We start from the raw sequence: 10,009 nt of genomic DNA, 5'->3' as shown, positions 1-10,009 counted from the left end.
AGCAAAATGTCCGCGCTGGGGGCTGCCATGCGTAAGCTGGTGCACTTATGTTTTGGCGTCTTGAAAACTCGTCAACCTTATCAAGCCAATTATGCGATTTAAAGTTGACTTTCAAGACGGTATCTACCTAGCTCATTGAATCTTTGCGCTTTTGCTCAGGTTATGGCGGGCACACAGCAACTGAACATTTTCAGCCTTTAGTGACGTGCCACCCTTTGAAAAAGGCAGTATATGATCGAAGTGAAGCTCGTCCTTAGCGCCACAGGTAACACACTTGCCATCATCTCGTGCCCACACTTCGAGCTTGACACTTGTTGGAATAATGCGACTTCGCGCAACATAGCGGTTTAGAATTTCTTCTGCAGCGGACTCATCAGAGACATTCTCTACAGCAACTAGTGTGAACCTAAAAACATTTCTGACACCGTCATTCTCGACCCTTGAATCCACCAAATGGAAGAACCCATTGTCAGTCCAAATGCCAGATTTGATCTTTTCATACACTTGAACTATGTCGGGGCCTTTTTGTCCTAACTTAAACCGCTGCGCTGCTTGATGGAATTTTCCATTTTCAGTTAGTGTCCCACCAGGTTGTCGTTCAGGCTGATCGAGCGATTTTGGGTCAGTAATTCCCTTGCGCTTCGGCTCATCATGTCCCTCATAGATGAGTACAGCTCCATCGTCTCGCACTTCGTCTCGATAGGGAGAGTTTGGGCGCACAGACATTAGAATAACGGAGTGACGGCCTTTCAACCGGAAGTTCATACCACGCTGGAGACTTGTACCTTCTTTCTGACACATCTCAATGTAGGAGATAACATTACCTCTCATGCATCTACTCCAGATAAAGCATAACTCAATGTATGCGACACTGATTGCCATATAAAAAATCTCATCTGTCGTATATTCTTCATAAGTCCTTATAATTATTTGGCTTTACTGCGCTACTTTCCAGCAACAAGACATACCGTACAAACAAGTACAACACTATCAACCCTCATAAACTCACTGCTTCAACAACGCCAAATATTCCTCTTCACTGATAACCTGAACACCTTTTTCCGTAGCGACAGCGATTTTTGCCATTCCTACATCGGTACCGGTAACCAGAAAATCGGTCTTCCCGGTAACCGAGCTGGCTACTTTTGCCCCCAGACGTTTGGCTTGCTTGCTCATGTCATCGCGCTTACCGTGGACCATGGTGCCGGTAAAAACGATGGTTTTGCCGGAAATCGGGCTGATAGCTTGCTGTTGCTCGGCGATTAACGGCGTTGGGATTAAATTAAAACCCAACTGGTAGATTTGCATGAAGTCGGTTTTGATTTTTGCCAAACATTCGACCACCGCAGCGCTGGTTTTATCGGCAAAGCCTTCGATATTCATCACATCTTCAACGGTCAGGTTGAAAATATCCAACAAATGGTGATGTTGTAGCAGGCGTTCGCAGTTGCCAAGACCCATCCGGTAAATGCCGAACGCGCCCAGAAAACGCCAGTCGTCAATGGCTTCGGTTCTGCTGCGATGCAATTGATCCAACAGATTTTGCGCGGTTTTGTCGCCAAAGCCCATGGTTTGCAATTGCTCCATGCTCAGCTGATAAACGGCATAAATCGAGTTGACGCCGAAAGTATGGAGTTTTTCTACGGTTTTTTGCCCAAAGCCGTCGACATTCGCCAAGGTTCTGAAGAAATGCTCGATGGTATTTTCAATTTGCGCCGGACATTTGGTGGTGTTCAGGCAATACAGGTAATCGCTGTCCCAAACCAGCTCGCTGCCGCAACTGGGGCAATGCTCGGGGATTTGCGGCGTTGCCGGAATAATGACCCGCTCGATTTTGGGTATCACCAGACCTGAGCGCGTTAGTTCGATTAAGGTGCCAGGACCGATACCCAGCTTTTTGACCATGCCGTAATGATGAGCCGTAGACCTGGAAATCATCGCTCCGCTGAGTTTGGTCGGCGTCAGCTCGGCAACCGGATTGACCCGACCGGAACGGGAGGTTTGCGGGGTGACTTTAAGCACAATCACTTCAGCGGTTTCTACATTGTTTTTATAGGCAATCTGCCAGCGGTGATGATGCCGCGTAGCGCCTAAATATTTTTTTATGCGCTCATTGCCTATCAACTCAAAAACGACGCCGTCGACATCATAATCGACCAGCTTGTAGACGGTTTCTATAACATGTTCGAAATCGGCCAGCACTTCGGCGGCTGTGCCCTGCCAGGCGGGCAACTGCGAGAATGGAAAAAATACTGCCGCATGGTTTTGTATGGCTTCTAAAGCGTGCTGTTCAAGCTCTTTTTCTTTAATGATGCTGGCCTGAAAATTCCGGGAGTTTTCAAAATAATCGGCCAGATAATTGTTAAAGTACGTCTGGCTGACCACGATTTCACCGGCACCTTGCCCTCTTTCGCCGTTTCCGCCAACTATCAAACCGCGCTCGAAAACCCGGCTAATGTCCGTGCCTCTGCGGCCATCGCCGCGCGTGTAGAGTACTTTTCCGTCATCATAAGCCGCGTAACCGTCCAGCTTGGGCGTTGCCCGGATCATCAGCGTGGAAAAATCCGCATCACAGTCTTCTGCCGCTTTTTTCAGCCGCGACAGCCATTTTTCGATACCGCTTCGGGTATAGGTTTTTTCCGTCGACAGCATAGGCTCCGGCAGCGTGACGGTCTTGCCGACAGCAATGACTTCCGGTTCGACGGTTTCCAAATACGGATGGCTGGGATGGCGTTTTTGCAGCTCAGCCAGGAAGATAAAATCATAATCGGCATCGGAAATAAGCGGCTCGCCGCTTCGATACAAGGCGTTGCATGCTTGCAAAAACTCAAGCAGTTGCTCATCGCTCAGTTGCTTGGGGTCGGCTTGGGCTGCAATTTGAGCGATCAGCTCAGGGGATAAATGGATTGAAAGATCGGCTTCTTTAAGAAGCTCTAACTGGGTATTGCTAAGGGATGGCATTTAAATAATCCGAGCAGAAAACGCGCTTTGTAAAAGATACCTGCATACCTTGGGCATTCAATGGTACGCACAGCGTATCTATAAGGCTTGGCCGAACGGAGCAATTGCCCCATTCGGCAGAGACACGAAGCTTTAACTGTCTTTGTGGTGTTATATCTAAGTTTAATGACTATGCGTAACTAAAAAGCAGCTACATTAAGATCACAAACTCTGGCGAATGGCTTGAACGGTCGCTTCGGTCAGCGGCTGTCTTCTATGGTCAAGAATAACGCCATCCAATTTCGCGGCCAATGTATTGATTGTTTCTACATAATCGTCAAAAACCGCCGGTGCATCATCCAGTGCTTCAGGCTGCATAAAAAACACGATGCCGGGGCAGTAGAAATTTTCCAAATCTTTATCCGGAAACGTGCCCGGTTCAACAATACACGCCACGCCATAATCGACCAACCGATTAGCATCCAGGCGTTCAAATATTTTTAAGCTGCCGTATTCAAGCCCGACCGCTTCAAAGGCTTCAACCAAGTCAGCGCCGTTAAAATCCTCGTCCGCCTTGGTGATAATACTGAACTGAATAATCGCCGGTGCGGTAGCGCGTGGCGGCGGCTCTATGTCGTCATCCTGCTCATAGTAATCCTCGTCATCGTCTTCATCATAGTATTCATGAGGATGAACACCGGCATGACTTTCAGAAGCAGCCAACGAAGCAATATCAAAATCGCCTTTTATGTCCGAAGCATCCGACGTCAGCGGATGATCGCCGGCATCATCGTAAAAATCCATGTCTTCACGTGCTTTTTTATCTTTGATATAAGCCCAAACCAACATGCCAATAACGACTAGCATGCCGGTTGCAATAATTACTATTCTTAAAATTTCTTTATCCATTAGGTTTCCGCCAGACTCACTGCTTCTTCAATATCAACTGCGACCATCCGGGACACGCCCGGCTCTTTCATAGTAACACCTGCCAGCTGTTTTGCAATTTCCATAGTCGCCTTGTTATGGGAAATATACAAAAATTGCACAGATGCCGACATTTCTTCGACCATCCTTGAAAACCGCCCAACATTAGCGTCATCCAGCGGCGCATCGACTTCATCCAGCAAACAGAAAGGCGCTGGATTGAGTTCGAAAATAGAAAACACCAAGGCTACCGCCGTCAACGCTTTCTCTCCGCCTGACAACAAGTGTATAGAGCTGTTTTTTTTGCCGGGAGGTCTGGCAATAATGTTTACGCCCGATTCCAACTCGTCTTGTTCAGTCAATTCCAGATAAGCATGACCGCCCCCGAATAATTTCGGGAACTTTTCCTGCAAACCGGTGTTTATTTTATCGAATGTTTCCTTAAACCGCTGCCGACTTTCCTTATCGATTTTACTGATTGCCTGATCCAGCGTTTGCAAGGCCTCGATTAAATCGGCATGTTGCTCATTCAGAAAATTCATTCGCTCGGACTGAGCCTTGTACTCTTCTATTGCGGTCAGGTTAATGGTACCTAATCTTTCGATTTGAGCCAATAAGTCATCGACTGTTCTTTTCCAGCTGTTTTCTTCGGCCTGTTCCGGCAAGCTATGAAGCACCTGCTCGACATCGGCATCGATTTCTTTCAGCTGCTCGTTGACGGTTTGCTGGCGCACTTTGCTTTCCTGCAACTCAAAACGAATCGTATCCAGCGCTTCTTTCTGCTTTTCCAAAGCGCGCTGCACCCGGATATGTTGTTCGGATAGCTGGGTTATTTCCGCTTCAAGGTCTTCCTGAAGCTGACGTTGTTCGTGCAAACGAATCTCCAGCTTCCCCTTATCCACCAGCATTTGCTCCAGCTGCTTTTTTTCTTCGTCCATAGGAGTCAACGTTTGGTGCAGATTTTTTTCCAGCTCGGCGATGCGTTCTATCGATTGTTGATGTTGCTGCTGCAATCGGTCCAGCTGTTTACCGGTTAGGGATTCGGATGAACGTAGCGATTCGATCTTCGACTTGATACTGTAAACCTGCTGTCTGGCTTCATTAGCGGATTGATCGATACGCTGTTGCTCGGATTGCAACTCCTGGTTTAACGTCTCCAAGCTTTGTTTTTTTTGCTCCTGCTCGGCCATGACCTGTTCGGCCTGTTCCTGCAACAGCCGGGATTCGGCGATGGTCTCGGCATTTTCAGCGGTCTCAATGCTGATATCGTCAATATCGTTGCAGACCTGCTCCAGACGGCGCTGCTGATGTTCCAAACGGGCGGAACGCGCACTGAATTCGGCGCTTTTTACCGACAGTTCACTCCCCAGGCTATTGTCCTGTTGCTGAATCGATTCACGCTGGACTTCAGCGTCTTTCAAGCCGGTTTCGGCAGATTCCAGCTGGTATTCAAGAGCTTCAATCTCAATGTGCAGATCTTCCTGCCGCTGCTTCAACAGGCGCAACTCTTTTTCGCGCTGCAATACGCCGGTTTTGCTGTCTTTGGCGCGGATTATTTTTATCCAGCCGGAGCCAAACCAGGTACCATCCGGGGTAATGACCGATTCATGCGCTTTAAGCTGGGAAGATAAGGCTCTGGCCGTTTCAACATCGTCGGCGCAGTAAACGCCGGCCAGCAAATTGCTCAAATCCCACGGCGCTTTTACCTTGTCCAATAAGAGGGTATAGGCCGGGTTAGCGTCAGTGTAGCCCGCTGATTTAACTCCGGTCTCAACCAGCATCAACGATTCATCGGTCAACCGTTGCAGACCCGGAATAACCTGATCGGCGCTTTCAATGCAAATCGCTTCCAGATAAGAGCCCAGCACCGTTTCAACCGCCGTATCCCAACCTGTCTGCACATCCAGAAACTCGGCAAGACGGCGGTTTTCGGTCAGATCAACGGACTCAAGCCATGCGCTCAGGTGCTTGTTGTCTTTGCCCATCGCATGTTGCTGCAACAATTTCAGCGAGGTGATTTTGCCTTTTACGCTGTGCATTTCCGAGCGGCGCGCATGCAATTCATCATGATACTGCTTGATCTGCTGGCGCTGTTCGCGTATCTGCTGATGCAGGCCTTCAAGCTGCTTTTGCAGATCATCGCGTTGCGTTTCAATAAGTTCGATGCCGGCATCCAGAGATGCAATCTCGCTTTGCAGCTCGCTGGATTCCAGCTCACTACGCTCGTTATGCAATTTATCCAGGCGGATTTGCAGCTGGCGATTCTGGTTTTCCAACTGCGCGGTTTTTACCCGCTGCACTTCGGACTGTTCCTTATAACTCGAACTGGTGGTGCGATACACTTCCCATTGTTCCTGCCAGGAACTTTTCTGCTGCTGCACTTCCTGCTGGCTGTATAAAACATCTTCCTGCCTTTCCTCGGCAACAATCAATGCCTCTTCCGCTTCAAACAAAGCCTCTTTGATCTGTTCCAGCTGCTGCACATCGGCTTCGAGTTCTGTTAGCGACTGATCGGCCTGCTGGCGCAAGCGATTAATTTCGACCAAGGTTTGTTCACGGCTGGTTTCGCTGTGCTTGATGGTCTGCTCAAGACCGCTGACTTCGGCGACAATCTGGTAATAATCGCCTTGAGAGCTGTTGGTTTGCTGTTGCTGGGTTTTATGCTCGGCGCGTTTGGCTTCAATGGTGTTATCGATGTCACGCAGCTCGACAAACAATCGGTTGTGCTCGTGGGCGACCGTCTGCAACTTTTCATCCAGCTGTTTCGCAGCCTGATGATAGGCGTTCCAGCGCATCGCCAACAACTCCAACCGGTATTGGCGTTCCTTCTTTTTAAGCTCGGTATATTTTTCGGCTTTTTCGGCCTGCTTTTGCAGATGCTTGATTTGCTTTTCAACTTCGTCGCGCAAATCGTCCAACCGCTCCAAGTTTTCGCGGGTATGCCTCATCCGGGTTTCGGTTTCACTTCGACGTTCCTTATATTTGGAAACGCCCGCCGCTTCTTCGATATGAACCCTTAAATCCTCCGGCTTGGCTTCTACCATGCGGGAAATCGTGCCCTGCTCGATGATCGCGTAGCTTCGTGAGCCCAGCCCTGTGCCCAGAAATATATCGGTGATGTCTTTGCGTCGGCAACGCGAACCGTTGAGCATGAACACGGAGGTGCCGTCGCGGCTGACCTGGCGTTTGATTGCGATAGTATCGTATTGCGAATATTCACCGCCCAGCTTGCTGTCGGTGTTATTAAAAACCAACTCGACCGAAGCCGTACTGACCGGCTTGCGCCCGGATGAACCGTTAAAGATTACGTCGGCCATGCTGCCGCCGCGCAAATGCTTGGCAGAGCTTTCGCCCATCACCCAGCGCACTGCATCGATAATATTGGATTTTCCGCAGCCGTTAGGCCCGACGATGGCGGTCAAATTACCAGTGATCGGTATGACCGTTTGATCAACAAAAGATTTGAAACCCGAAAGCTTGATTTTTTCCAGTTTCATAGTACTGGTATGAATATCCCGACAGTTGAATTAAAATAACGGCCTATTATTAACGATAATTAGCCGAGTATCGAATTTTTTCATCTAAGGCGCCTACTTTTTGTACCCTCTTTTTTTTACATATAAACTGAAATGACAACACAACCAAGCAAAGATCTGGAAACTTTCGACAACCCAAAACCAGGCCGTGATTACACGATCCGCATCGATGTGCCTGAGTTCACCTGTCTGTGCCCAAAAACAGGCCAGCCGGATTTTGCCACCATCCAGATCGAATACATCCCCGCAAAGCTGTGCGTGGAACTTAAAGCGCTCAAGCTGTACATGTGGGCATTCCGCGACCAAGGCGCATTTCATGAAGCCGTCACCAATGAAATCCTCGATGACCTCGTAAAAGCCATTTCGCCGAACTTCATGCGCATCCGCGCCGAGTTCAATGTACGCGGCGGCATCTACACAACCGTCGTTGTAGAACATAAAAATCCCGATTGGCAAGCGCCGGAACTGGTTACGCTGCCTTAAGGCTCATGGCTAAGACCTATTACACCTCGGACATTGCCGTCGCGTTAAAATACGACGGCAAGAACGCGCCCAAGGTGACTGCCAAGGGCTCAGGTCTTACCGCAGAGCAAATCTTAGCAATCGCCGAACACCACGGAATACCGCTACAAACCGAGCCGGAATTGGCAAGAATTCTGGCTCAAATTCCGTTAGGCGATGAAATCCCCAATGAACTCTACGTTGCCGTCGCGGAAATTATCGCGTTTGCTTACTTCTTAAGCGGCAAAACACCCGACAATTACCAACCATGAACTTTAAAGAAGCCCTGACCACCCTGCCCCAATACGTTCTGCCGCATCACGCGCTGTCGCAAATGATGAGCAAACTGACGCACTGCGAAAACACAGCCTTTAAAAACCTGTTTATCAAGCAGATCATCAGGCATTACGGAGTTAACATGGATGAGGCGCAGGAGTCGGACATCAATGCCTACAAGAGCTTTAACCACTTTTTTACCCGCGAGCTAAAACCCGGCGTTAGAGCGTTCAGCAGCGAGAGCAACGCGATCATCTGTCCAGCGGACGGCGCAGTCAGCCAAGCCGGAGACATTTCAGACGGCAAAATCTTTCAGGCCAAAGGCAAAAGCTTTACCGCGACCGACCTGCTGGGCGGCGATGCATCCCGCGCCGAGCCGTTTAATGACGGCGTATTTACTACTATTTATTTGTCGCCCAAAGACTATCACCGCCTACACATGCCGCTGACCGGCACCTTACGGGAAATGGTGCATATCCCCGGCCGCTTATTCAGCGTCAATGCCGCCACCACCAATTCAGTGCCCGGCTTATTCGCCAGAAACGAGCGCGTCGCGGCCATATTCGATACCGAAATAGGCCCGATGGCTTTGGTACTGGTCGGCGCCATCTTCGTGTCCAGCGTAGAGACTGTCTGGCATGGCGTCGTCACGCCGCCGAGCATTACATCAGTGCAAAATTGGCAATATGACGGTGATGCGCCTACGTTGAAAATCGGCGAAGAAATGGGTCGGTTTAATATGGGTTCTACGATTATTGTGTTGTTTGGCAAGGATAAGGCGGAGTGGGATGCCGAGTTTAAAGCGGAAAAGACGGTTAAATTGGGGGAATTGATTGGGCGGGTTGTTGGTTAATCTTATTCCGGCCTGGCTGGATCAAGGTGTACTTAAATAGAGAAATCGAGTATTTCGATTCACAATAGGAATTTAGACATTGAGCATTGAGTTCTTAGAAACTGATTTTGACAAGGTGAGTTACCTTGTTAATTTGCTAACTGCACGAGCAACTGGTGTGACTGCAGATTCAAGCGAATTTGAAGCGCTTAGACATGAGCTTCTGAGTAACCCAAAGTTAGTTCCACATTTACCTCAATGGCTAAAACATCACCGTAATCTTGATTCATTTTGGGGTTTCATTAAGCCTAAGTTTGGTAGTTATGCCGAACGGCGTACATATCTATCGGAACAATTTACCCCGCTATTAGATTCTTTAGAGTTTGGCCAGCAAACCACAACCTCTCCAAAAAATGAACTGATTCAAAATAACCTTCAATTACCGGCAGTTGCAAGAAATAAACGAAAAGTATTTATCGTTCACGGTCGAGACAATGAGGCTAAGCAAGAAATCAGCCGCTTTATCGAAAAGCTTGGATTAGATGCAATTATATTACATGAGCAAGCCAGCTCTGGAATGACTATAATTGAAAAAATCGAACGATATTCAAATGACGCTGATTTTGCACTTGTACTTTATACAGCTTGCGACCATGGAAGAGGTGTACATGAATCAAACATTCCACCTAAAAATCGAGCACGTCAAAATGTAGTTTTTGAACATGGGTACCTTATGGCGAAACTTGGGAGAGAAAATGTCTGCTCTTTAGCCCCGTAGGCCGGAATAAGCCGGTTCGAGCGGTAGCGAGAATTGGTGTTTCCGGCAAACATCACTCAAACTCGCCGGAAACGCCACCTCGCGCTACGCGCTTGGATGGCCTTATTCCGGCCTTGTATATTAAATACATCTCTAAAACACAGGATTATGTGACACAAAAAAGTTTATAGTGGTAAGTGATTTTCTGGGGAAGCCGATCCGGCCTTAAGCTATGAGCTT

General features: G+C 48.5%; 8 protein-coding genes. 4 read left to right on the top strand and 4 right to left on the bottom strand.

Annotated features, from left to right (window positions below):
• Window positions 1-132: 132 nt before the first annotated feature.
• From M0R47_RS20865 to smc, 4 genes are all read right to left on the bottom strand, one after another.
• Window positions 133-831, bottom strand: coding sequence for an HNH endonuclease signature motif containing protein (locus M0R47_RS20865; RefSeq protein WP_292558288.1), 699 nt, complete (start codon window positions 829-831; stop codon window positions 133-135).
• 174 nt (window positions 832-1,005) lie between these two features.
• A complete protein-coding gene (locus M0R47_RS20860; RefSeq protein ID WP_292558287.1) occupies window positions 1,006-2,961 on the bottom strand; it encodes a helix-hairpin-helix domain-containing protein in 1,956 nt (651 codons plus the stop codon).
• A 201-nt stretch (window positions 2,962-3,162) separates the two neighbouring features.
• On the bottom strand, window positions 3,163-3,849 hold the full coding sequence (locus M0R47_RS20855; RefSeq protein ID WP_292558286.1) for a cell division protein ZipA C-terminal FtsZ-binding domain-containing protein: 687 nt from the start codon (window positions 3,847-3,849) through the stop codon (window positions 3,163-3,165).
• On the bottom strand, window positions 3,849-7,364 hold the full coding sequence (gene smc, locus M0R47_RS20850) for a chromosome segregation protein SMC (RefSeq protein WP_292558285.1): 3,516 nt from the start codon (window positions 7,362-7,364) through the stop codon (window positions 3,849-3,851). Before smc ends, M0R47_RS20855 begins: the two co-directional genes overlap by 1 nt.
• Window positions 7,365-7,496: 132 nt before the next feature.
• Here smc and queF point away from each other — a divergent pair, with 132 nt between their 5' ends.
• The 4 genes from queF to M0R47_RS20830 all read left to right on the top strand — a co-directional run bounded on the left by queF (window position 7,497) and on the right by M0R47_RS20830 (window position 9,790).
• Entirely contained in the window at window positions 7,497-7,886 is a 390-nt protein-coding gene (queF, locus tag M0R47_RS20845; RefSeq protein WP_292558284.1) for a preQ(1) synthase, read from the top strand.
• Between the two features lie 5 nt (window positions 7,887-7,891).
• Window positions 7,892-8,176 (top strand): EscU/YscU/HrcU family type III secretion system export apparatus switch protein, encoded by a 285-nt coding sequence (locus M0R47_RS20840; RefSeq protein ID WP_292558283.1) that lies wholly within the window; start codon window positions 7,892-7,894, stop codon window positions 8,174-8,176.
• Window positions 8,173-9,033: an archaetidylserine decarboxylase gene (asd, locus tag M0R47_RS20835; protein WP_292558282.1), complete on the top strand. Its 861-nt coding sequence runs from the start codon at window positions 8,173-8,175 to the stop codon at window positions 9,031-9,033. The genes M0R47_RS20840 and asd overlap by 4 nt, the downstream gene beginning before the upstream one ends.
• A gap of 79 nt (window positions 9,034-9,112) precedes the next feature.
• Window positions 9,113-9,790: a nucleotide-binding protein gene (locus tag M0R47_RS20830; protein WP_292558281.1), complete on the top strand. Its 678-nt coding sequence runs from the start codon at window positions 9,113-9,115 to the stop codon at window positions 9,788-9,790.
• Window positions 9,791-10,009 lie beyond the last annotated feature (219 nt).

It is taken from the genome of Methylobacter sp., from assembly GCF_023227905.1.
Classification (GTDB): Bacteria; Pseudomonadota; Gammaproteobacteria; order Methylococcales; family Methylomonadaceae; genus Methylobacter_A.
This window is presented reverse-complemented; position numbering and strand designations above follow the sequence as displayed.

Excerpts from the sequence above, each read along its gene's own strand:
- M0R47_RS20840 (WP_292558283.1), top strand. The coding sequence starts at position 7,892 with ATGGCTAAGACCTATTACACCTCGGACATTGCCGTCGCGTTAAAATAC.
- M0R47_RS20865 (WP_292558288.1), bottom strand. The coding sequence starts at position 831 with ATGAGAGGTAATGTTATCTCCTACATTGAGATGTGTCAGAAAGAAGGT.
- queF (WP_292558284.1), top strand. The coding sequence starts at position 7,497 with ATGACAACACAACCAAGCAAAGATCTGGAAACTTTCGACAACCCAAAA.
- asd (WP_292558282.1), top strand. The coding sequence starts at position 8,173 with ATGAACTTTAAAGAAGCCCTGACCACCCTGCCCCAATACGTTCTGCCG.
- smc (WP_292558285.1), bottom strand. The coding sequence starts at position 7,364 with ATGAAACTGGAAAAAATCAAGCTTTCGGGTTTCAAATCTTTTGTTGAT.
- M0R47_RS20860 (WP_292558287.1), bottom strand. The coding sequence starts at position 2,961 with ATGCCATCCCTTAGCAATACCCAGTTAGAGCTTCTTAAAGAAGCCGAT.
- M0R47_RS20855 (WP_292558286.1), bottom strand. The coding sequence starts at position 3,849 with ATGGATAAAGAAATTTTAAGAATAGTAATTATTGCAACCGGCATGCTA.